At 45.2% G+C, this 24,269-nt stretch carries 20 protein-coding genes; 12 read left to right on the top strand and 8 right to left on the bottom strand.

The window, feature by feature from the left end; genetic code table 11:
• Window positions 1-104: 104 nt before the first annotated feature.
• Window positions 105-767 carry an MBL fold metallo-hydrolase gene (locus AC1DM9_RS32070; RefSeq protein ID WP_477584019.1) on the bottom strand — a complete coding sequence of 221 codons (663 nt, stop codon included), beginning with the start codon at window positions 765-767 and terminating at the stop codon, window positions 105-107.
• A 167-nt stretch (window positions 768-934) separates the two neighbouring features.
• Here AC1DM9_RS32070 and AC1DM9_RS32075 point away from each other — a divergent pair, with 167 nt between their 5' ends.
• Together AC1DM9_RS32075 and AC1DM9_RS32080 are read left to right on the top strand one after the other, a co-directional pair.
• A complete protein-coding gene (locus AC1DM9_RS32075; protein WP_477584021.1) occupies window positions 935-1,537 on the top strand; it encodes an RNA polymerase sigma factor in 603 nt (200 codons plus the stop codon).
• Complete coding sequence (locus AC1DM9_RS32080; protein ID WP_477584023.1) at window positions 1,464-2,783, top strand: DUF4179 domain-containing protein; 1,320 nt, start codon at window positions 1,464-1,466, stop codon at window positions 2,781-2,783. The genes AC1DM9_RS32075 and AC1DM9_RS32080 overlap by 74 nt, the downstream gene beginning before the upstream one ends.
• A 114-nt stretch (window positions 2,784-2,897) precedes the next feature.
• Here AC1DM9_RS32080 and AC1DM9_RS32085 read toward each other — a convergent pair whose 3' ends face one another.
• From AC1DM9_RS32085 to AC1DM9_RS32095, 3 genes are read right to left on the bottom strand one after another with little or no spacing between them, the layout of a single operon-like run.
• On the bottom strand, window positions 2,898-4,067 hold the full coding sequence (locus AC1DM9_RS32085; RefSeq protein WP_477551039.1) for a glycoside hydrolase family 130 protein: 1,170 nt from the start codon (window positions 4,065-4,067) through the stop codon (window positions 2,898-2,900).
• 14 nt (window positions 4,068-4,081) lie between these two features.
• A complete protein-coding gene (locus tag AC1DM9_RS32090) occupies window positions 4,082-5,293 on the bottom strand; it encodes an AGE family epimerase/isomerase (protein WP_477584025.1) in 1,212 nt (403 codons plus the stop codon).
• A complete protein-coding gene (locus AC1DM9_RS32095) occupies window positions 5,290-6,264 on the bottom strand; it encodes a glycoside hydrolase family 113 (RefSeq protein WP_477584028.1) in 975 nt (324 codons plus the stop codon). The genes AC1DM9_RS32090 and AC1DM9_RS32095 overlap by 4 nt, the downstream gene beginning before the upstream one ends.
• Before the next feature lie 315 nt (window positions 6,265-6,579).
• On the opposite strand from AC1DM9_RS32095, the gene AC1DM9_RS32100 reads away from it, so the two are divergent.
• From AC1DM9_RS32100 to lacZ, 6 genes are all read left to right on the top strand, one after another.
• Window positions 6,580-7,893 (top strand): ABC transporter substrate-binding protein, encoded by a 1,314-nt coding sequence (locus tag AC1DM9_RS32100; protein ID WP_477584029.1) that lies wholly within the window; start codon window positions 6,580-6,582, stop codon window positions 7,891-7,893.
• Between the two features lie 86 nt (window positions 7,894-7,979).
• Window positions 7,980-8,870, top strand: coding sequence for a carbohydrate ABC transporter permease (locus AC1DM9_RS32105; protein ID WP_076268981.1), 891 nt, complete (start codon window positions 7,980-7,982; stop codon window positions 8,868-8,870).
• Window positions 8,871-8,873: 3 nt separating this feature from the next.
• Window positions 8,874-9,704 (top strand): carbohydrate ABC transporter permease, encoded by an 831-nt coding sequence (locus AC1DM9_RS32110; protein ID WP_441886451.1) that lies wholly within the window; start codon window positions 8,874-8,876, stop codon window positions 9,702-9,704.
• A gap of 81 nt (window positions 9,705-9,785) precedes the next feature.
• Window positions 9,786-10,550 (top strand): response regulator transcription factor, encoded by a 765-nt coding sequence (locus AC1DM9_RS32115; RefSeq protein ID WP_477584033.1) that lies wholly within the window; start codon window positions 9,786-9,788, stop codon window positions 10,548-10,550.
• A 140-nt stretch (window positions 10,551-10,690) separates the two neighbouring features.
• Window positions 10,691-12,496 (top strand): ABC transporter ATP-binding protein, encoded by a 1,806-nt coding sequence (locus tag AC1DM9_RS32120; protein WP_477584035.1) that lies wholly within the window; start codon window positions 10,691-10,693, stop codon window positions 12,494-12,496.
• Window positions 12,497-12,717: 221 nt separating this feature from the next.
• Entirely contained in the window at window positions 12,718-15,825 is a 3,108-nt protein-coding gene (gene lacZ, locus AC1DM9_RS32125; RefSeq protein ID WP_477584037.1) for a beta-galactosidase, LacZ type, read from the top strand.
• 50 nt (window positions 15,826-15,875) lie between these two features.
• Here lacZ and AC1DM9_RS32130 read toward each other — a convergent pair whose 3' ends face one another.
• The 4 genes from AC1DM9_RS32130 to AC1DM9_RS32145 all read right to left on the bottom strand — a co-directional run bounded on the left by AC1DM9_RS32130 (window position 15,876) and on the right by AC1DM9_RS32145 (window position 18,729).
• A complete protein-coding gene (locus AC1DM9_RS32130; RefSeq protein WP_076268977.1) occupies window positions 15,876-16,565 on the bottom strand; it encodes an AIM24 family protein in 690 nt (229 codons plus the stop codon).
• Window positions 16,562-17,047 (bottom strand): hypothetical protein, encoded by a 486-nt coding sequence (locus AC1DM9_RS32135; protein ID WP_477551033.1) that lies wholly within the window; start codon window positions 17,045-17,047, stop codon window positions 16,562-16,564. Before AC1DM9_RS32135 ends, AC1DM9_RS32130 begins: the two co-directional genes overlap by 4 nt.
• A 176-nt stretch (window positions 17,048-17,223) precedes the next feature.
• Entirely contained in the window at window positions 17,224-18,222 is a 999-nt protein-coding gene (locus AC1DM9_RS32140) for an aldose 1-epimerase (protein ID WP_441959679.1), read from the bottom strand.
• A 144-nt stretch (window positions 18,223-18,366) separates the two neighbouring features.
• Window positions 18,367-18,729 carry a LytTR family transcriptional regulator DNA-binding domain-containing protein gene (locus AC1DM9_RS32145; protein ID WP_076268974.1) on the bottom strand — a complete coding sequence of 121 codons (363 nt, stop codon included), beginning with the start codon at window positions 18,727-18,729 and terminating at the stop codon, window positions 18,367-18,369.
• Between the two features lie 167 nt (window positions 18,730-18,896).
• Between AC1DM9_RS32145 and AC1DM9_RS32150 the strand changes: the two genes are divergently transcribed.
• The 4 genes from AC1DM9_RS32150 (at window position 18,897) to AC1DM9_RS32165 (ending at window position 24,077) form a co-directional block, all read left to right on the top strand.
• Window positions 18,897-19,994, top strand: a complete 1,098-nt coding sequence (locus AC1DM9_RS32150) for a lactonase family protein (RefSeq protein ID WP_477584040.1) — start codon at window positions 18,897-18,899, stop codon at window positions 19,992-19,994.
• Between the two features lie 70 nt (window positions 19,995-20,064).
• Window positions 20,065-21,291, top strand: coding sequence for an MFS transporter (locus tag AC1DM9_RS32155; protein ID WP_477584042.1), 1,227 nt, complete (start codon window positions 20,065-20,067; stop codon window positions 21,289-21,291).
• Window positions 21,292-21,436: 145 nt separating this feature from the next.
• A complete protein-coding gene (locus AC1DM9_RS32160; protein ID WP_477584044.1) occupies window positions 21,437-22,798 on the top strand; it encodes a DUF2087 domain-containing protein in 1,362 nt (453 codons plus the stop codon).
• A gap of 34 nt (window positions 22,799-22,832) precedes the next feature.
• Complete coding sequence (locus tag AC1DM9_RS32165) at window positions 22,833-24,077, top strand: MFS transporter (protein ID WP_477584046.1); 1,245 nt, start codon at window positions 22,833-22,835, stop codon at window positions 24,075-24,077.
• Window positions 24,078-24,269 lie beyond the last annotated feature (192 nt).

Raw genomic sequence — 24,269 nt, forward strand, 5'->3', positions numbered from 1 at the left:
TTGGGTATTTTCTCCCCTTTATGGATAGGTTATGCTTCTAAAATAAAACTTAAAAGGGTTCCACATATATTGCTTGATCAGTATGTGGAACCCTTTATATATAATTACTCTTGGCTGAGCTTTAACAACTGATCATTAACATTTTCGGTACTTAATCCCCCGTGATAACAAACGACGGATGCAATATCGAGGTCTACATATTTTTTCAAAGAGAGACGAGCCTCTTTTATATCCGGTGTAGTCGGGACATGAATTCCCCCGAGATTTCCGTCTACACTATACATTGAATCACCAGCAATGAGCGTTTTACTTTGCTTTAAATAAAGGCTAATATGGCCGGGAGTGTGCCCAGGCGTGTGGATGACGCGTATACCGCCGCAAAACGGCAGTTCTTGACCGTCGATCAGCGTATCGTCCACTCTGCCTTTCGGAGGGTTCTCAAGGTGCCGGTCTTTTAAAAGCGGTATCTCTCCCTGAATATATGGCTTATCCAATTCATGCGCATAAATTTTAATATGATGACCATACTCTTTCAAAATCTCAGGAAGGCAGCCTATATGGTCCATATCCTGATGCGTTAAAATGACAGATTTTAGTTTGTCTAATGACACGCCTGCTTTTTCAATGGCAGCGCGTAAATCTTCGATTTGCCCTGGAAAACCTGTATCTATTAAAACAGCCGTATCTTGATCCCACAAAAGAATGGGATGAATAATCGTTCCGTGAAAATCTAGTTGAAGCATTTCTACACCCTTTGAAATCTCCATAATAGCGAGCCTCCGTAAAATTAGATTTATATGGATGTTATTATGCAGGTTTAGTTGATGTCAACATCTTCTAATAACATCGCAGTGAAGTGGTAGTTGAGATTTTTTTTTCGCAAAATGAACTTTAAGAGCCTCTGTGATCTCTTATCTATGAAAGGGGTGAGAACATGAATGTAAGCCGTCTTGTCAAACAAGCTCAAAAAGGCAACAAAGAAGCTTTATTACAACTAATCATAGCCGATCAGGACGCTTATTATCGACTTGCCTACAGCTATTTGAGAAATGAGCATGACGCGATGGATGCCATGGCAGACATGATTGTTACGCTTTATGAAAAGCTGGATCAATTGCAAAAGAGCGAAGCCTTCTACAGCTGGAGCAAAACCATTCTCGTCAATCGTTGCAAAAAACTACTCCGCCAAAAAGAACGATTTGTTCCGCTGGGAGACGAGGGAGAATCGTCCTTTGCTGGATTAACGGAAGATAACCCTTATCGCAACACGGAGTCTGAGATGAACATGCAGGTGCTGCTCTCGAATCTAAATGCACAGCAGCGGGAAGCTATCGAGCTTCGCTACGTACATGATCTTCCGTATCAGACGATTGCGGACATGACCTGTTCGCCGATTGGAACAATCAAATCAAGAATTTCGCAAGGCATACAAAAATTGAAAGCGATGATCGGAGGGGATCGTAATGAAAACGATCGAGGAGAGATTACAGGAGCACAAACAGAGCTTGAATATCGTGCAGGCACCATCAGGACTTGAGGACAGACTTCGAAATGCACTTGAGCATGTTCCCGTGAAGAAAAGAAAGCTGAATAGAGCGATGACATGGGTTGTCTCATCAGCTGCAGCACTCCTTCTGATTGTAGGCACTTATCAATATCCTGCGTTTGCTTATTACGGAGGCAAGTTGTTTAACAAAATCGAGCTGAACTCGCTTAGCTTCTCTGAAGTGGCGGAGCAAGGCTACGGACAATCGGTCAACAAAAGCAAAACGCTAGAGGACGGTACTGTCATTACCATCAACGGGGTTATTGCGGACGATAACGCTTTACTCATGTATTATAGCATTGATAGACCCGAAGGCTCTGTATTTACTGACAATAGTTCACTGCGTTACAACGTGGGTCAAATGGAAGGGTTCTTAACGGATTCCGATCCCAAAGAAGGAAGCGGCAATTATAGCAAAGACGAGACCCAGTACGAGGGCGTCTATAAATTTGAATCGGTTAGTCCATTCTCTAGAACATTAACCGTTACATTTAGTGAGTGGCTAGAAAATGGGGAACGGGCATCTTACCCAATCTCCTTCAAGTTTGAAGCGAATAAAGCGATGAAAAGCATGCTTAAAGAGGATATCTCAAAATCTGTTTCGGTCGATGAGGGATCGGTCCACTATGACGCCATCACAGCTTCACCTACTTCTACCATCGTAAAGGGACATTATGAAATGAATGATGGGGGATACCCGAGGTTCTCAGGCAAAACAAAGCTTTATGTGAATGGAACAGAAGTGAAATCATGGGGAATGCAGTCGGATCATTCCGGTGAAAAGGGCAAGGCAGCATTTGAACTTGAATTTGATGTGCTGCCGACAGACAAGCTGGAAAACATTGAGCTCGTACTCGAAAATTTTGCTGGCTATCAGAAAATAGAAGAGCCGATCTCCCTAGCCTCGCCATCAGATCTGTCCATAAAGATTGGGAATGAAAAGTTATGGATTCGCAGCGTTACAAAAACCGATACAGGTTATGATATCGTTATCGCCAGAAAACAATTTACAATCTTGGAAACAGAAAACTTATCTGTTCAATCGGGTGATAGTGTAGTTCCCGTCTCATCCATTTCCTCATCACGCCCGTGGGATTTGAAAAATGGCAATATCTTGTGGGAGCAGACGTTTTCTTTTAACACGGAAGAGGAACCGGAACAGCTGCTGCTTAACGGATTTTCCTATATTAAAACCTACGATAAGACCATCTCTATTCCTATGGATATCAAAAAGTAATTTGTATCAAACAATAAATGAAAAAGGGCTTCCCAAAAAGCAGAAATGCTGCTCTCTGGGAAGCTCTTTCTTTTAGGCTGGAAAGACTAAAGTTCCTTGCAATGGCGAAGAGGATTATAGCTGCAAGTTGCGATCAATTAAAGCGATGCGCTGCTCTACACATGCGTAGGAGCGAAGCGGATCTTCCGGTGTGTTTAAGCAATAGTCGAGCAGTTGATCAACGGTAGTTGCAGCAACGTGACAGCGTGTGTCGGAGGAAGCGTAGTAAATATAGACGTTGCCGTTATCCTGTGCGATAACCCCGTTGCAGAAAGCTACGTTCGATACGTCGCCGACACGTTCAATGCCTTCTGGTGCAAGCAAGTGGCCACCAGGACGATGCGTTACTTTGTTAGGCTCCTGCAAGTCGGATAGGAATGCATAAAGTACATAACGCAAGCCTGCCGCGGTGTTGCGAACGCCGTGAGCAATATGAATCCAGCCTTTGTCCGTCTTAATTGGAGCGGGACCTTGACCGTTCTTCACTTCTTTAATTGTATGATAATGGCGTTCATCAATGATGATCTCACGCTCTACAACTGCATTCTCGATCGTATCGGATAGTCCCCAGCCAATACCGCCGCCAGAACCCGTATCGATAAAGCCGTCCTGAGGACGAGTATAGAAGGCGTATTTTCCGTCTACAAATTCAGGGTGAAGCACGACGTTGCGCTGTTGGTTGGACGCTGTTTTTAGATCAGCAAGACGCTCCCATTGCTTCAAATCCTTCGTTCTTACGATACCGCATTGTGCAATTGCGCTCGACAGATCTCCTTTTGGAGCGGAAGGATCTTTCCTCTCTGTGCAGAACAGACCATAAATCCAGCCGTCCTCATGTTGAACGAGGCGCATATCATAGACGTTAATATCGGGATCGCTTGTTTCTGGAAGCAAAATAGGGTGGTTCCAGAAGCGGAAACCATCAACGGGGCTGTCACTCTCTGCAATGGCGAAAAATGATTTGCGATCATTGCCTTCAACGCGAGCTACGAGATGGAATTTGCCATTTAAGAAGATTGCTCCTGGATTGAATACGCAATGAACGCCGAGGCGCTCCATGAAATAAGGATTCGTCTCAGGATTAAAATCATATTTCCAAATTAGCGGAGCATGTTCTGCTGTTAGAACAGGGTGCATGTAACGATCAAAAACGCCGTTGCTAACTTCTACTGGCTCGTTTTTACGCTGTACAAGCGCCTCATAACGGTCTGTTAGCATTTGCTTGCGTTCATTAAATTTACTCATTGAATAAACCTCCATTAGTGTGAAGTAGCAGTACCAGACAAGCGTTCGATCATTTCAAAGCATGCGCGTCCATTATGATAAGGGCATTTCCAAGGACTAACCTTTTGTAAATTGTCGCTTGGAGCTCCATCGCGTGTTACGCTCCAGTGCCATTCGCCAAACTGTTTGTCGACGATAAAATTTTCAATGAACTGCCACGATTTCAAAGCAGCCTCAAGGTATTTCTCATCGTCCGTCATTTGATAAGCATTATAGAAACCAACAACAGCTTCTGCTTGCGGCCACCAATCCTTGTGCGAATCGATTATTCCATCTGGACCTGCCTCATTAATAAGACCGCCGTCCTCGTCAACGCCTTCATTCAGCGTCGCTTCTGCCATTCGAATGGCAATAGCTTTGGCTTCAGCCAGCAATGCTGCATCTCCAAGCACCTCAGCGGCCTCGACCAGCAGCCAGCTGCCCTCGATATCGTGACCGTAAGAAATATGCTCGGATCTGCCGTTCCATTTTTCATCGAAGAAAAGGATAAAGTGCGCGTTATCTGGGTTAATAATATGTTTTATTGTGATTTCGATTAGTTCTTTCAGCTTGGCATGCAGCACATCCGACTTCCATACCCTGTATAGGTTCGTATAACCCTCCATGATGTGGAGATGAGTATTCATGGATTTCTTCTCGTTCAAATCTTTTTCACTCAGGCTATTATCGTCGGTTTCCAGCCACTCGCGTGTAAGAGCTTCAAAATAACCTTTATATTGCTCGTCGTAGCTATATTTCTCAAGCGTATGAAATAGTGAGATCGCTTTCTGAAGCGCAGCTTCATTCCCGGTAGCGCGGTAATACTCGGAGTAAGCATAAATAGCAAAGGCTTGGCCATATACTTGCTTTTTCGTTTCGGCTGGGCTGCCAGCTGCGTCGACCATCCAGTATAATCCGCCGTATTCTTGATCTACAAAGTATTTATTTACATATCGATAGGCACGGTCAGCCATTTCGAGATAAGCTTCATTGCCAGTCATGCGATAAGCGGAGGCGAAGGTCCACAAGATACGTGTGTTAAGCACCAGGCTTTTGCCAGCTTCATCGTTAACGGTTAAATCTCTGCTGATATTGCCGTAGAAACCGCCTTTTTGCTCATCGATCGTATTTTTCATCCAAAAGCCGAGAATGTTAGATTCCAGCTCCTGCTTGATGCTTGCCAGCCACTGCTCGTTAGTTACGTTCATTCGCCCAAACCTCCGTCACTCGATTCAGCTATTTTGGCTGCATAATATTGACGAACCGTTTGTTCTGCTTGCTTGCCATACATACAATAATCGTCGTTGGCACTCGCATCGGCCTCTTCATATAGCCTCGCCGGCCAATCCCAAAGCATAAAGCCGCCAACCCAATCACGTTTGTCCGTATGGGAGAACATCGTCTCGTAGAACTGACGCTGAACCTCTTCGCTAGGCGCGCCGGCAAGTCCCCAATCGTTCGGAATATACTGCGAGCCCTCGCGGCTAGGACAGCCTGCTTCCATGAAGAAAAAAGGCTTGTCGTATTCGGATACGACCTTTTCAATCCGGTTCAGCTGCTCTACCCAAGCATCGATAGGGTAGTAGCCGCTGGAAGAAATGACATCAACAGCATCCCACCATTTAATTTGGCCTTCTTGATATTTGTCGCAGTTGTACGTAACGATGCCCGAATAAACTTTGCGAACCTCTGCGATGAGCTCACGCCATTCAGATTCCCTGCGATCGGTTTGTACCATTTCGCATCCAACACAAAACATTTCGCAACCTGTTTCTTCAGCCATTTTGGCATAGTGCAAAATGAATGTAGTATAAGAAGCGAACCAGTCAGACCATTTTGGCTCGCAAGGCACATCGAGATCAAAGAAATTAATATGTGCACGCCATGTGCCATCCGCACAATTGACGACCGGCTTCAAACAAACGTTAAGACCTAGTTCCTTCGCTTTGTGAATGGCACCAAGAACTTCCTCATCGGTAACCGTAGGCGCCTCGCGAAACTTAATTTCGGTGGAGTGGGCATGATCTTGAAGTGCGCCAAGTGCAATAGCTGTCCAGTTCACGCTTAACCGCTCGGCCATTAGTTCCATCGAACGATCCGCTTTTTCGCCAGTCCATGTGCCTCGAATGCCTGTCCAGCCCCATGTCATTCCGCCTATATAGGCTGCTTTAGTTGTCATTGGAGTCGCCTCACTTTATATTTGGTATTTTTGTTATTGCTAATAATATTTTTGTTATATAACAAGTAAACATGATTCTAGTCTTGTTTGCAATACCTTTCTTGAACAGCAAGCAACCTTATAAAATTGCTTCATTTAATAACGCAGAAAGCGGCATGTGTATGCACAATAATGAGTGAAAATGCGTAAAAAAACGTTTTCACAAAATGACAGTTGAAGACTATAAATCATATTTCAAACCATTTTAGAACCACATTTTATGAGGTATTATCGAAATGTAAGCGGAATCAAAACGAGCTGAGGGGGATTTAGAAAATGAAAAAAGTCATTTCGTTAGCACTTGTTTCTGTAGTTATGCTAACATCGTTAGCTGCATGTGGTGGAAATAACGCAAGCACGAATACACCTACGAACAAGCCGAGCACGGATAACACCGCAACAAACAAACCGGAAAACGGTGGAACAGAAGAAGCATCAACGATAAAAGGAGAAGTCGTATTCTTAACAAACCGTACCGACATGATTGACAAACAGTACGTCGATTACGAAAAACGTTTTGAAGACAAATATCCTGGTGTCGATCTTAAATTTGAAGCCATAACGGACTATGATAAAACGTTGAAAATCCGCATCGCTTCCGGAGACTTCCCAGATGTCGTATTTGTACCAACGATTCCAAACGCAGAGCTGCCTAATTATTTCGCTCCGCTTGACGACATTGCATTCTCAGGTGAAATTCACTTCAAGGATTTGAAGGCGCAAGAAGGCAAAATGTATGGTGTATCCTCTGGCGGATCGACAGTCGGTATCGTATACAACAAGAAAGCTTTCGAGAAAGCAGGCATTACAGCTCTTCCAAAAACATACGACGAATTTCTAGCTGCATCGCAAAAGCTTAAAGACGCTGGCATCGTGCCGCTAGCATCAAACTTCAAAGATAAATGGCCGCTTGATACTTGGGTATACGATGTTCCAACGCTAATTGGCGGAGCTTCTGACCACCAAAACAAACGTGCTGAATCTGAAACACCGTACACGCTTGATAATGCATACGGCAAATCATGGGGAATTCTTCGTGAGTTGTACACAAAAGGTTTCCTGGAAACAGACGTGAACTCGACGAACTGGGAGCAATCGAAAAAAGACGTAGCAACTGGCAAATTCGGTATGTATCTGCTTGGCAACTGGGTAATTAACCAAGTAATCGAAAACGGCGCTCCTGCTGAGGACATTGGCTTCTTCCCATTCCCAGTCGACAACACTGGCGAAGCGAAAGCACCGCTTAACCCGGATTTCTTCTATGCAGTTAACAAAAACGGCAATGTTGAAGCAGGCAAAGCATTCGTACAATGGATGATCGAAGAATCCGGTTATGATGATTTCGCAGGTTTCATTCCTACTTTGAAAGCCAAAGAATCGAAGCTTCCACAGCTTTCGGAATTCAACAGCTTTACCCCTAAATTTTTCGAGCCGGCTGCACCGGTAGATGCAGCGACAGAAATTCAAAACAAAGCGCAGCTTGATCAAGCTGCAGTTGTACAAGAATTCGTATTAGCTAAAGACCCGCAAAAGGTATTGGATAAAGTGAACACAGCGTGGGCGAAAGCGAAAAAAGATTTAGGATTGTAAGGGCTGCGTGCAGGATGGATTACCTTTAACGGTTGTCTATCCTGCACCTTCCGATTAGAAAGACGCAGGGAGGATGGGGTTGTCTCATGTTTAGCAGATTGCCTTTTAAAACACAGAAGAACTATGTCATTATTGGCTTCGTCGCATTGCCGCTGCTGCTGCTGCTGACATTCGCCTATTATCCGGCAATGGAACTCATTCGATTAAGCTTTACGAGCTGGGACGGCTTAAGTCAAAACAAACCATGGATTGGTTGGTCGAACTACAAAGAAGTATTTTCAAATCCAGCTATATTTGGCGTCTTCAAACATAACTTTGCCTATTTCGCTGTTGGAATTGTACAAAATATTGCCGCGATTTATTTCGCAGTGGTGCTGAACAGCAAGCTGAAGGGGAAAAACTTTTTCAGGCTGCTGCTTTTTTTACCGTACATCCTAAATGGCGTTGCTGTAGCATACTTATTCGGTTACGTATTCGATACGACAAACGGATCATTAAACTATTTGCTAGGACAGCTCGGCTTTGATGCACTCTCCAAAACAAGCTGGCTCGGCAGTGGTTCTTTTGTAAACTATACGCTTGCTTCTATTGGCTTCTGGCGCTTTATGGGCTTCAATATGGTCATTTATTTGGCGGCGCTTCAATCGATTCCAAGTGATATTTACGAAGCGGCATCGATTGACGGGGCAAACGGCTGGCAAAAATTTATTAGCATCACGCTGCCGAACATTTACAAAATCATCGAGCTCAATTTGTTCCTAACGGTAACCGGCGCTTTAGAGGTGTTTGATCTGCCTTATATTTTAACCAAGGGCGGGCCGGCAGGATCGAGTGAAACCTTCGTTATGAAAATTGTTGAGACCGCCTTTCAGTTCAACAACTATGGTTTGGCATCCGCAATGAGCGTCGTCTTGTTACTCTTTGTTGTCATTGTATTATCGATTCAGCGGTTTTTGTTGAAAGGAAAGGGGGAATAATCGATGAATAAATCCAATAAGCTTTGGGACACAATCAAATATTTAAGCCTTCTATTGGCTGCGTTTGCGATTTTGTTCCCGCCTTATATCATCGTCGTCAACGCCTTTAAGACGAAGGATGAATTTCACACGAAATCGACGATCTCCATGCCGGATAGCTTTCTTTATTTTAAAAACTTTGCGCAAGCCTTCAAGCAGGCGGATATGCTCCATGCGTTCGGGAATACGCTGTTTATTATCGCGATCACGCTAATTTTGAACATATTGATCGGATCGGCGTTCTGTTATGCCGTTGGGCGCTTCAATTTCAAATTTAAAGGCCCGTTAGTCGGCTTGTTCCTATTCGCCACGATTATTCCAGCGATTACAACGCAAGTCGTCAACTACAAAACGATTCAGGCGCTTGGCTTAACGAATAATTTGATGGGGCCTGTACTAATCTATGTAGGCGCAGATATTTTGCAAATCTACATTTATCTGCAATTCATTAGAAATATCCCTTATGAACTAGATGAAAGCGCGATGATCGAAGGTGCTTCATTGATTCGTATTTTCCGCTCCATCATCTTCCCGCTGCTTGCGCCAGCGACAGCGACAATCATTATTTTGAAAACAATCAGCATCTATAATGACATGTTTATTCCGCTCCTATATCTGCCTAGGGCCGAACATGTCGTCGTATCAACGTCACTCATGCGTTTCTTCGGGGTCAACAGCGGGGACTGGCAAATGATATCCTCAGCCATTCTTATCATTATGATTCCTACCGCAATTCTTTATGTGTTCTTGCAAAAATATATTTTCGCGGGTGTGACAAGCGGTGCGGTTAAATAAACCGTCCGCTTTCTTTTCATTGCAGATGTACCGATTTTAGCACAAACTAGAAGAGGAACACGCGGGGAGGAGCGAGCAGGATTGTTGAACATTATGATCGCGGATGATGAAGAATTCATAAGGCTGGGTCTAGAAAAAATATTAACGAAAATGGATTTGGAAATCAAAGTTATCGGCTCCTACAGCAACGGAATGGACGCTTGGGCGCAAATTTCGAAGCTCAGTGAAGGCGAGCTGGATGTGCTGATTACTGATATAAAGATGCCGATGATGGACGGTTTGCGTCTAATTGAGCACTTGCGCGATAAGTCGATTGATACGATTGTTCTCAGTGGATTTAGTGAATTTGAGTATGCACGCAAGGCTCTTCGCTCTGGCGTGCGGGATTATTTGCTCAAGCCGGTGGACAAGGTGAACTTGTACGACATACTGGTTAAGATTGAGCAGGAGCGCAGCGAAAACGGGCAAACATCGGAATCAACGGTATCTGCTCCAGCACAAGAGACGATCTCGAAGGAAAAAGAGCATCATGTTATTGAGCAAATGAAAACGATTTTGGAGCAAGAATACGGTAAAAACTTCGAAATGGAGCGTATCGCTGACACCGTCGGCATGAGCGCCAATTATTTGAGCCGCTTATTTAAGCAGGAGACAGGCATGACGCTGACAGACTATTTGATCGACATTCGAATAGAGAAGGCAAAGCAGTTTTTGAGCGATCATCCAAATTTGAAAAATTACGAAATATCACAGCTGGTCGGCTATAGTGATCCTGTTTACTTTAACAAGCTTTTTAAGAAAATGGTCGGTGAAACGCCAAAGGATTATAAAGCTAAGCACCACTAGTATTGAAGAGCAAAATTGAATATAAGAAGTGCAATATCGCACATTTACAGGAAGGTGGAATGAGCGTAAGATGATGCGGTAGCTTGCCGGATTTAGAATGGTTGGACAGCATGCAGAGCTGCAGAAGGATGGAGAGAGAAATGTCAGAGAGGGTTGTAAAAACTCAGCTTGGTGCTGCAAAGGGACTAGCGAGCACATTTGAAAACGCGGCACTAGAGGAAAATGTCAGCCCGTTGAAGTTTTTATTGTCATTATACAAAGGCAACTTTGCCAATCTATTGATTTCATTATTATTTTTGTTTATCAAAAGCGCGCCCGTTTATGTGCTGCCGATTGTAACGGCAAATATTATCAACATTGCGACGAATCCAGCAAAATATCCGCTAAGCGGCATTTGGATTAACTTTGTTATTATTTTGATCGTCATCTTGCAGAACATACCAACCCACGCCGCTTACATTTCTTTTTTGAGCCGTGCGGTAAGATATGTAGAAGCGGGACTTCGCAGCGCGCTTGTGCGCAAGCTGCAGCAGTTGTCCATTAATCAACACAGGGAACTGCCTGCGGGCAAGCTGCAATCGAAGGTGCTGCGCGATGTCGAAGCGGTTGAGATGATGTCAAAGCAGTTCATGATTGCTTTGGCGCCGGCTGTCGTTAACATTATCGTATCGTTTATTATAACGCTGAACAGCAGCTGGATTGTGTCGTTGTTTTTTATACTGACCATTCCAATGTCCATAACGATTGTAACGATTTTCAGGCGCAAAATCCGTAAGTCGAACAAGGAATTCCGCAAAGAAATAGAACAAATGTCCTCTCGCGTGTCAGAGATGGTCGAGATGATTCCGATTACGCGCGCACACGGCTTGGAGAAGGTAGAGATCGCACGTATTGACCAGACGCTGAACAACATTCAAGGCAAAGGGTATCGGCTGGATTTGGTGGAGGCGTATTTTGGCTCAACAAACTGGGTGACGTTTCAAATTTTTCAGGTGCTTTGTTTAATTTTCACGGCATACTTAGCTTACAATGGGCAAATTCAGGTTGGCGACGTCGTTATGTACCAAGGTTTTTTTGCGATGATTTTGGCTTCCGTTACTGGTCTCATTAACATTTATCCGCAAATTGCAAAAGGTCTTGAATCAATTCATTCCATTAAAGAGATTTTGGTATCGACCGATATTGAAAATAATAGCGGCAAAAGAAAAGTTGCCGATGTACGAGGTGAATTTTCTTTCGAGGGCGTAGAGCTTTCATATCCGGGCAGTGAACATCATGTGCTTGAGGATGTTACCCTCGAAGTTGAAGCAGGCGAATGTATTGCATTTGTTGGCGCATCCGGCGCAGGTAAATCAACAGTGCTCAATCTAGTTATCGGCTTCCTGCAGCCAACGGGCGGGAAAGTGCTGATGGACGGCATTGATCTGGCGGACATTGACCTGCGCAGCTATCGCAAGCATTTGGCGGTCGTGCCGCAAACGAATATTTTGTTCTCAGGAACAATTCGAGACAATATTACGTATGGCCTTCGCGATATTACCGATGAGCAAGTGAATCGTGTTGTTGAGATGGCTAATCTATCCGAGTTTATCGGGCAGCTGCCGGACGGCCTCGATACAATGGTTGGCGAACATGGCGGCAAGTTGTCTGGCGGCCAGCGTCAGCGGATTGCGATTGCACGTGCGCTTATACGCGAGCCAAAAATTATTATTTTGGATGAAGCAACCTCCGCACTCGACAACGAGTCAGAATTTCATGTTCAGAAGGCGATGCAGGAGCTGATTAAGGGCCGGACGACATTCATTGTCGCTCACCGCCTGTCCACGATTCGTGATGCAGATCGTATTGTCGTCATGAAGCATGGACGTATTGTTGAGGTCGGCACCTTCGATGAGCTGATGGCAAGCAAAGGCGAGTTTTATAATTTGAAGCAACTGCAGCTCTAGAAGAGGCGGGTCTGCTTCTAGATATGGCGGTTAAGGCTGATCGGGTGTTTTTACCTCGGTCAGCTTTTTTTTTTGCTTTACGCTTCCAATCACGAGCACCGTTTGTATAGTTATGTTCATATTTTTATAGAAGATATGAAAATTGTTTTATGATATAAGAAATAGCAATGCCTTATAATGTGAATATCATATCCATTAATAGTGATGAGGTGGTTGATTTTATGCGAAAAAAGCTAGTATATACGCCGCCGGCCAACGGTTACCCGGAGTGGAACAATAACCCTGAAATTTATCGGTTGAACCGAATGGATGCGCATGCTTCGTTAATGCCCTTCGATACGATAGAGGAGGCATGGGCTGGCGATCATAACAAGTCTTCGAATTATTTGTCGCTGAACGGCCAGTGGAAATTTGCGTTTGCAGCGAATGCCGAATCACGAATCGCCAACTTTTATGAAGCCGATTATGATCATAGCCAGTGGGACAGCATTACGGTTCCTGCGCATTGGCAGCTGCAGGGCTATGATTATCCGCAATATACGAATGTTAGATATCCTTGGGATGGCAACGAGGACATAAAGCCGCCGTTTGCCCCTACTGCATATAATCCAGTTGGTTCATATGCTCGTACTTTTACAGTACCTTCCGAGTGGGATGGTAAACCTGTATTTATCAGCTTCCAAGGTGTGGAGTCGGCTTTCTACGTATGGCTGAACGGAGAGCTTGTTGGTTTTAGCCAAGATACGTTTACACCTTCCGAGTTTGATCTAACCCCTTACCTTGCAGTCGGAGAGAATAAGCTGGCCGTAGAGGTTTATCGTTGGAGCGATGCAAGCTGGCTGGAGGATCAGGATTTTTGGCGAATGAGCGGTATTTTCCGAGATGTCTACTTGTACTCCACTCCAGAGGCGCATATCTACGATTTTTTTGTACATACAGAGCTTGATGAGCAGTGCCATGACGCAGAACTGATAGTTGATGCGAAGCTGCTTAACTATTTTGTAAGGCCAATTTGCAAAATAACGATAGAGGCAGCGCTATATGACGCGAATCGAGCTGCCGTATTTCCAAGCCCGCTGACAATCCAGACGCAGGTGGAAGGGGAGGATCTCACTTCTGTTCAACTGCGCGCCGCTGTTTCTAATCCGCTCAAATGGAGTGCTGAGCAGCCGAATTTATATACACTGATACTAAGCTTGAAATCAGAGGACGGCACGCTGCTTGAAGCGATAAGCTGCAAGGTCGGCTTCCGCAAGTTTGAGATCAAAGATGGCCTGATGCAAATCAATGGACGCCGGATCATGTTCAAAGGGGTAAATCGTCATGAATTCTCATGCGATACAGGCCGTGCAATTAATGAAGCGGATATGCGCAAAGATATTGAACTGATGAAGCAATATAATATCAATGCCGTCCGCACTTCACATTATCCGAACAACTCGCTCTGGTACAAACTTTGTGATGAATATGGGTTGTATGTCATCGACGAGACGAATCTGGAAACACATGGTTCTTGGACTTATGGACAGAAGGAGCTTGGCACTACGGTGCCAGGAAGCAGACCGGAATGGACAGGGGCTGTGCTCGATCGCTGCAATTCGATGATGCAAAGAGACAAAAACCATGCGTCTATCGTCATCTGGTCGCTTGGAAATGAAGCATTTGGCGGAGACAATTTCATAAAAATGCATGATTTTTTACGTGAAGCTGATCCATCGCGCGTCGTTCATTATGAGGGAGCGTTTCACTACCGCGAATCGGATGCAGCTTCTGATATCGAAAGCCATATGTACACGAGCCCTCAGGGCGTTGAACAGTATGCGAGAAGCAATCCGAAAAAACCTTATATTTTATGCGAATACAGTCATGCGATGGGCAATTCCTGCGGGGGACTACATGTGTATTGGGAGGTTTTTGAGAAGTATTCTGTGTTGCAGGGCGGATTTATATGGGATTGGATCGATCAAGCCATTCGAGTAACAGACGAGAGCGGCACAGTGAAAATGATGTATGGAGGCGACTTTGGCGAATCGCCGCATGATGGCAATTTCTGCGGCAACGGCCTTATTTTCGCAGATCGTACTGTGTCGCCTAAGCTTCAAGAGGTGAAGAAGGTATACCAAAATGCTAAGTTTGAAGCGATTGATCTGAAGAATGGCACCATTAAGGTGACCAATCGTCATCTATTCAGCGCTTTAAATAGCTTTACGCTTGCTTGGCAAATAGCGATTAACGGTGTTTCTGTGGAGGCAGGCACGGTAGAAGCGGCCGCACAACCGGAGAGTGAGGAAACGTTAACGATTCCTTATACGCTGCCTAAGCTTTCTTCCATTTCGGAAGAGGCTGTATTAACGGTACAGTTGCTGCTGAAGGAGCAAACCCTTTGGGCCGAAGCGGGTCATGAAATCGCGTTTGAGCAATTTGTGCTGCCTGCGCCTATTGAGCCGATTATTGGTCTTGTACCAGCTAAGCCTGCTGTTCATGCTGAACAGTCGGCAACGGCGCTTCACGTAAGCGGCGAAAGCTTCACTGCGCAATTTGATCTAGCAAATGGCAGTCTTACTTCCTACGAATGGAATGGCTCAGAGCGGTTATTGCAAGGATTGACTCCGAACTTCTGGCGTGCATACACGGATAATGATCGAGGCAATCAGCAGCATGTGCGCTGTGCAACATGGCGTGAAGCGGGGACGGAGCGCGTTCTGCAAGCGATGACTTGGAAGCTTGAGGCAAGCAGTGCAACAATTCATGTGCAGTATAGCTTGCCTACCACGACAGAATCCTTGCTGTCGATTATATACACAGTAAGTGGAGACGGAGAGATTAATGTATACGAGAAGCTGCAGCCTGGAGCGGATTTACCGGAAATTCCGGAAATCGGCATGCTCTTCCAGATGCCGGCATCATTTGATCAAGTAAGCTGGTATGGCAAAGGCCCAGACGAGACGTATTGGGATCGCCAAACGGGAGGCAAGCTTGGGCTTTACGCTGGCAGTGTTCAGGATCAGCTTGTACCGTATATCAGGCCACAGGAATGCGGCAATAAGATGGACGTTCGCCATGCTGCGGTTACGAATGCAAAGGGCGAGGGTATCGTGCTGAAGGGTGCGCCACATTTTGAACTAAATGTACTGCCTTATACGCCATTGGAGCTGGAGGCGCATGATCATATTCATCTGCTGCCGCCAAGCAACAAAACGGTCGTACGCGTCAACCATAAGCAAACCGGCGTGGGCGGACATGACAGCTGGGGACAGCTTCCGGAGAAGGAATACATTCTCTTTGCGAACCAAGCATACTCCCATCAGTTTTCAATTAAAGGGGTTTAAAATAAAAAGAGGCTTGTCTTCCGTCTGCTGACGGTCGGCTGGCCTCTGTTTTATTTGATATAGATGCCGCCAAACGGCAGCACTTCGCGAAGAATTCTTTTGATAAACCCGCCGTTTTGCAGCTGCTCCTCCAGTTCGGCATCGCGGGAGCCTGTTTGGATAAGTACTGGGCCGGTGCCGCGAATTTCCCACTGCACATTCATATGCTGGCTTGCGAGCTTGTTGCCGTAAACGGACAGCTGGATGGAAGCATGCTCTGGATATGCGACGAGTGCTCCAGTCTCAACATACAAAGGACGATCCGGATGGAGCTGAATGGATTTCACATCACCAGCGGTAATGATACCGAGCAAGCCCGGCCCGGAAAATCGCATTCTCACAAATTCCTTCGTAATCCATGCGTTTTTGAGCTTCTGCACGACAGACTTTAGCTTCATGCCGTCCGAGAAAAAGATAATATGCCTGAAATCAAACAGCAAGTCGCTTTTCTCATCGATGTGCAGCGTTTCGAGCGAGCAGCCTGCAGGCAAGCCGACAATGAATTCGGCCGGTCCAGAAATAAGGGAGCGAATCCAGCGTTTCTTGCGATACATGCCAGCTAAATCCATGAAACGATCCTCGCGATTTTGCGGATCGCCTTGAAAGGCGATGATTGATTTTGGATGCAGAACATGAAGCTTGTCCGCAGTATCAAGGGTGAGATGCACATGGCCGACTTGGGCAGGAACGGTTATTTTCATCCGCTAATTCCTCTGCTGCCTCTGCTGTCTCTACTGCTTGTGCTGCGCTGCTTGCGCCATACGACATAACGCCAAACTCTCAGGGATACGATATAAGCAACAAAAACAGCTGCGATTATAATGACAGTATTAATAAGCTTGCTGATAAACGATTGTTTGTCCTGCTTCATGCGATCCATCTCAGCTTGCAGCTCGGCATTTTGCGCGATAAGCTGATTGTTTTGTTCAAGCAGCTCCTGTTGCTTCATTGCATACTCTGCTGCAGCCTTTGCAGATTCCTCAAGCTGCTGCTGCTGCTTAGCGAGTGCTTCTGTGGCTTCAATATACTGCTGCTGGAGCTCGCTTATTTTCTCAGGTGTATTGTAAATGTCTTTGATTCGATCAATTAAACCTGCGTGGACAGTTGGTTGTGGAATGATGATGAGAATAAAGGATAAGAAGCTTGTAATGACAAGTGCTTTCCATAATGATTGCCGCATCATATTCTCCCTTCAGTTTTCGACATAAGAGGGGCTTATGCTTACATTTTACAGCCTTTCTCGACAATAGTCACTCCTGTCCTGTATTTGGATGGAAAAAATGATTCGGCTTCGTTAAAAATCTATTTCTACATAAAAAAAAGGATAGCAGCGAAATGGCTGCTATCCTTGATCAGTTCCTATTTTCTAACGTACAAGCGGCTTGTTTCTTCCCAAATGCCGCCTGGCTCAAGTGAGACAAGCCCGATTTGCTCAGCTGGCAAGTTCACATTTGGCGCATTGACGAGATTCAGCTGCGGCTCCGGACAGAAGAAGCCTGGCGTAGCGTTGTTGTTCCAAATCATCCACTGCTTGTAAGCTGTTCCAATATCGTAGACTAGCGTTACGCCATTGCGTGTATCGGTCAGCTCCATCGCGTTGCGGCCATTTTGCGGCTCGGTTGTGTAGTGATTATCCATCGGCTCCCAGAATGGGGAGATGCCTGTTGTTTTCATGGCTTCCTCGTCTGCAACTAGCGTCTGGTAATTGCCTGTTGGCAGCATCCGCTCGTTAAGCTCCCAGCGTTTGCCGGTTGTTAGCGTGAAGCGGTAATCATCTGCTGTACTATTCGCTGCGAACGGTGCATTGATCGTTGTATGGAAAGCGATCAGGCAAGGCATAACGTCCGTTCCTTCATTATGTACCGATACATGCTGCAGTAGACCCGTATCATTCAAAGCATAACGAAGCTTAATCGTGAAGCGATGCGGCAAATACGTGTAGATCGGGTGGCTTTCATCGATTGAAATTTTGAGCGATACGTAGCTTTCCGTTTTGTTTGTGCCAAAATCCTCGACACTCCAAGCTGCTGTATGGAAAAATCCGTGCAAATGGTTGCCCGTTTTTGCTTCGTTAACTGGAAAGTTATACGTTCTGCCGTTCCATGTAAAAGTACCATCTTCATAACGGTTTGGGGGGAACAGAACGGGGATGCCGTGAATGCCCGGATTCTCTCTGAAGCTATCCATTTCCTCTAGGGATGGTTCGCGAAGGAAGGTATAGTTGTTTGCTTTATCGCGAAACGCAATAAGATTGGCACCAACTGCTGGCAATACAGCTGCTTCATATGCGCCCCATTGCAGCCATACAGCTTGCTCATCATGAAATAATTTTTCAAACGCTTGTCCTTGCGTAGACATGGTAGTCCTCCTAAAAGTGATTAATAATTGACTTCATTTGTGCAAAAAATATAATAATATTCAACTTTAGAATAGCAGGACGGTAGACAACAAACAACCGCCCTATTCCGATAATAGCGGAAAATGGGGCGGTTGTATGTACAACTATTTTGTTATCCGATATTCTTTGCTTGAAGCACGCTGTGAAAACAGCTGTTGGATTACGAATTGCTTGCGGCGATTTACGGTTACTTGCTTAGAGTCTGTTATTTCGGAGTCAAAATAAATCGTACCAGCATCAATCGTCTTGATTTTTCCGATATTGATGTAGCAATTAGAGCTGACTTGATAGAAGCTGCGTTCGTTAGTCAACTGGCTAATCTGTTCGGCAGTCATTCGTCTCTTTATATTATAGTTTCTGCCATGGAAGCTTACGAGTCCTTGCATACCGAGCTTGAAATAGAGCACGTCTGTCTCCAACTCGAAATCCTCATACACATTCCGTTCGCTCATTACAACATTCATCATCTCAATTCCCCCTTTAGAAATGTGAATCGCTGAATTTGTTAGCGCTTACATTGTAACATGTCACAATAGTATTTGTGAAGTCTTTTATAAAAAAAAGACATTGTTTGATGAAGCCGCTTATGCTATGGTCACTGTAAAGCCAAAAAGTCAGAGAGGTAGGATAAAAAATGAGCAATTTAAAGGAACAACCGACACCCATAAACATCCTTTATATCGGGTCATATGGAACAGCGGAGGACTCAACGATTCATGTGTGTACGTTTGACGAAACGACAGGTGAGTTAGCGATATTGCAGCGTCTTAGCGGGCTCGAAAACGCTTCTTATTTGACTTTAAATCCAAGTGGCGGCAGCTTATATGCGGCTAGTGAAACTGAAGTAACCGGAGATGCTAGCGGCGGCTCAGTCGCTTCGTTTGAGATTGATAAAGCAACGGGCTTGTTGAAATCTACAGGCAACCGCTTGCTTACATATGGCGCTCATCCTTGCTACATTAGCACGGACAATGCGGGGCAGGTTCTCTTAGCTGCCAACTATACAGGCGGAAACGTTGCGTTATTACCGATTAAGGCTGATGGCGGGCTGGAGGAGGCAACATCTGTTCAGCAAAATGCCGGTGAGCTCGGTCCAAACGCAGCAAGGCAGGATGCACCGCATGCTCATTGCATCATTCCGTTTGGTTCTTCTTATGTATGTGCAGTCGATTTGGGTATCGATGCGATCGTTATTTATCGCTTTGATGAGGAACGGCGCTCGCTTATTCCTCATGGGATTAGCAAGGTTCATCGGGGTGCTGGTCCACGTCACTTGATTTTCCATCCTCATTTAAACACAGGCTACGTGATGAATGAGCTGGATTCGACGATTACACAATTTGATGTGGATGCGGAACTGGGCGCATTAACAGCAAACCAGGTGATATCAGCATTGCCAGCGGACTACAATGGATATAACGATTCAGCTGATATTCATTTAGGAGTTTCAGGACGTTATTTGTACAGCTCTAACCGTGGTCATAATAGTATTGCTGTTTTTGCAGTGGATCAAGGAAATGGACAGCTCTCGCTTATTCAGCATATCGATTGCGGCGGAGAGTCGCCGCGAAATTTTGTCCTTACGCCAAGCGGCGATCATTTGCTAGTTGCTCATCAGAAAACTGGCAATATTACTGTATTTTCAGTAGATGCGGAAAGCGGGCTGCTGTCCAAGCTGGATTCGGAGCTTGAACTGCCTAGTCCTGTTTGCATGAAGTTTGCAATAGCTTAGTTCATGCTTGCTGCACGCTTCGTTGAGGGCAACGAGTGTTTTTCGTTAAGAAAGGCAGGTCCTACTAAACATGTCTGCACAGCAAGAAACGAGAAAAATCAATAAAGAAGCGATAAAATCTGCTACTGTATACTCGATACTCATTTGTATCAGCTCCGTTCATCTCATGAATGATATGATGCAATCGGTTGTATCCGCGCTGTTTCCCGTATTGGAGCAATCTCTGCGGTTAAGCTTGGCACAAATCGGCTGGATTGCTTTTACGCTCAATATGACTTCATCCGTTATGCAGCCTGTTGTGGGCTTGATCTCGGATAAGAGGCCTGCGCCTTGGATGCTTCTTGTCGGGATGTGTGCCAGCATGCTCGGGATGGTTGGCTTAGCCTTCGCACCGAACTTCTACTTGGTGCTGCTCGCGGTTGTGTTTGTGGGGCTTGGCTCAGCCGTGTTCCATCCAGAGGGCTCTCGGGTTGTTCATTTGGCCGCAGGCAATCGCAGAGCTTTCTCCCAGTCGATCTATCAGGTTGGCGGTAATTTTGGTCAAATGCTCGGTCCGTTGATGACGATGCTGATCTTCTTGCCGTTTGGACAGAAGGGCGCTATATGGGGGACATTGCTTGCTGCTACAGCCATTATTATTTTGACGAAAGTCGTTCCTTGGTATAAGACGCAGTTAGCTGTACACGATGGCAAAATGCAGCGCAAAGCGGCAGGCAGCGCGAAGCCCGCTCTTGCACCCAAGGTTGTTGCGTTTGCACTTGCTATCTTGTTCGTGATCGTATTTGCACGATCCTGGTATGCGGCAGCGATCGGTAACTTTTATCAGTTTTATGTGGTGGAAGCCTATCATCTGACGATTAAGCAAGCACAGATTCCATTATTTCTATTTATGGCAGCTGGTGTTGCCGGCACCTTTCTTGGCGGTATATTGGCGGATCGGATCGGACGCAAAAAAATGATGCTGATTTCCATTCTAGGTGCAGCACCATTCGCTCTCATTTTGCCGCATCTGCCTCTAGCCTGGGTATATCCAGTAATCGTAGTGCTTGGTTTTGTTTTGCAATCCGGCTTCTCGGTCAGCGTCGTGTATGCGCAGGAGCTAATGCCCAGCAAGGTAGGGACGGCTTCAGGGCTTATAACGGGTCTTGCTTTTGGAATGGGTGGACTTGGTGCGGTTGTTCTCGGATATTTGGCGGACGCCCGTTCACTCAGCTTTGTTATGGTCGCTTGCAGCGTGTTGCCGCTGATGGGCTTGCTGGCGCTTATGCTGCCAAAGGATAGGAAGGAATCGGTGTAACTCGAATAGGAGTGACAGAATAGTCGTTTTAAGGATATTTCCTTAAGGCGACTTTTTTTTGTTTGAAAAAGTATTTGATAAAAACCAAACATAATTATATAATGTTTATAAAATAAGTAGACGTTATTGAGAGGTGTTTGTATAAATGGTTACTGAAGAACATTTTTGGTCGGCGTCGGTAGAAGAACTGAAGCAGGGTTATGTATATGAGGAAGCCGAAGGATTTTATTATTGCCTTATTTGCGGAGAACGTTTTGAGGATGGAGAGATTTTTCGGGATGAACAGTCTGGACGCTGGTATGAGGCGCGTAAATATGCAGCCTATCATGTCCAGCAGGAGCATGGTTCCATGCTTGATTATTTACTTGAGCTGGATAAGCGGCAGACGGGTCTGACCGACTTGCAGAAGGAGCTTATTCAAGGCTTTGCCGATCAGCTGACTGACAATGAAATGATGAGCCGTACTGGAATAGGCAGCGCTTCGACCATTCGAAATCATCGTTTCGTGCTGAAGGAGAAGGCCAAGCAAGCAAAGCTGCTGCTCGCGATTATTGAAATGATGGACCATGGCAACACTGGGGCTCCGCGATTCGTGCCTGTACATCGGACGGCTACACAAATAGATGAACGTTATGCGATTACAGAGGATGAATACGCAGATCTTTTGAAGCAATATTTTCCGGATGGTCCTGAAGGTCCGCTCGCTTCATTTCCGCGCAAGGAGAAACGTAAAGTAGCAGTGCTGCGTCATATCGCCTCTTATTTCAAAAGCGGAGTCCGCTATACGGAGAAAGAAGTGAATGAGCGGTTAATTTCTTTTTGGGAAGAGGATTATGCAACACTGCGCCGCTATCTGATCGATTATGGCTACTTGGATCGTAAAGATGATGGCAAAGTGTATTGGGTGAAGGGTTCAGGAATTAAGAAAAATGAGCTTGAACAGAGTGGGTCGACCGAGCAGGTTGAGCAAATGACAACCCCAAAGAAATCTGCTAAAGGCAAGCAAGGAAAAACGGACAAACAGAAAGCTCAGGCTAAAGTGCAGGAGCAAGAGGAAGAACGAAAGGGTGAACCAAAAATGGATAAGGCAAAGAGGAAGCAGCTGACAGCTGAATACCAAGAGCGTGAGCGGCAGATGGGTGTTTTTCAGATCAAAAATAATGTGAACGGAAAAATTTATTTAGGAAGCTCCACTAATTTAGATGCCCTTTGGGGAAAAGAGCAGTTTGTACTGAATATGAATGGTCATGCGAATAAGGAGCTGCAGAAGGAATGGAAGCAATTTGGCTTCGAAAACTTTTCTTTTCTCGTTCTAGAGACCGTTAAATTGGAACAAAAAATTCGTTATGATTATAAAGACGTATTGGACCCGGAAGGCCGTCAACCCGTTGACATGGTGCGACAATACAACAGAGAAGTCAACGATTTAAAGGAGCTATGGGCCCAAAAGCTGCAGCCTTATGGTGAAAAGGGTTATCATGGCCCAGCCGAGAAGGTGGAGAAATAAATCATTTTTTGGTTGAGGGAGAGTGCTGATTGAAATGTCTGCTAAAGAAGTAACAGGAGCGGGAGAAAGTTTGCTTCGGAACAAGTTTTTTCAAACGATTATATTTTCAAACGTATTGCTTCAAATTGGAATTTGGGTAAGGAACTTCGCTATTCTGATGTATGTGACAGACAAGACGAACGAGGACCCGTTTGCGATTAGTTTGATGGGCTTCGTGGAATTTTTACCGATTTTCGTATTCTCATTCATCGGAGGAACATTTGCAGATCGCTGGAAGCCGCGGCTCACGATGATTTGGTGTGACTTTTTATCAGCGTTATCTGTGTTTGTTGTACTGATTACATTGCTTTACGGTTCATGGCATATGGTGTATTTTGCAACGTTTGTATCGGCAATCCTATCGCAATTTTCACAGCCCTCTGCTATGAAGCTGTTTAAGCAGCATATTCCCGCAGAACAATTGCAATCGGCGATGGCGATGTTCCAATCGCTTATGGCGATATTCATGGTGCTTGGTCCGTCACTTGGTGTCATATCGTATCAAAAGTTCGGCATCGAAGTTTCCATTGGAGTCATGGGCGTAGCGTTCTTGCTCTCCGCTGTCGTTTTGTTCAGAATTCCGCGTGATCGTGAAGTGGAGAAAACAGACGCTGCAATAGAGAAGCATTTTTGGAAGGAGTTCAAGGATGGATTCAAATATGTATGGCGCAGTCCAGTCTTAAAAGCACTTGGTGGTACGTTTGCATTAGCGGGTACGGCGGTAGGAATTGCGCAGACGCTTGGCTTGTTCATCGTGCTTGAACGACTGGGTCAGCCTAAGGAGTTTTTGCAATATATTCTGATGGTTAACGGGATAGCGATGCTGGTTGGCGGCGGGGCTGTCATGGTTATAGCCAAAAAAGTAGCTCCGCAAAAGCTGCTCGCAATTGGCCTATTAATGAGCTCGCTTTGTATGATTGGTGTAGGCTTATCAACAAGCATACCCATTACATTAGTGCTGCAATTTATTAGCGGTTTAGGCTTCCCGATGATTCAAATCGGTATTAGCACAATGATTTTGCAATATTCGGAGGAGTCCTATACGGGACGGGTCAATGGCGTGCTTACCCCGATGTTTATGGGGATGATGGTTATTATGACGCTTGTTGCCGGACAGCTCAAAACGGTGTTTCCGCTCGTCGGCATTTATTGCGTCGCAGGATCGATTATGTTTTTGGGAATGCTGCTCCTTGTTCCGTTGTTCAAGCATAAACCGCTTGTTGTTCAGTCTAGTTCTTAGTTGGAGAGAAAGTATAGTCATAATGAATAGGGATACAGAGCATGGATGGGGAATAAACCTCAATGCTCTGTATTTTTTTATTAAAGCAAAAATGTGCGTGCGCAAAATAGATTTCGGAAAACACTAAATCTATTTTCGTTGTTGATTGGTAAGTTGATTGTTAATCTATAAAAGATGATGTGAATTTCAAAG

The sequence above is a fragment of the Paenibacillus sp. 01T431 genome, from assembly GCF_056398625.1.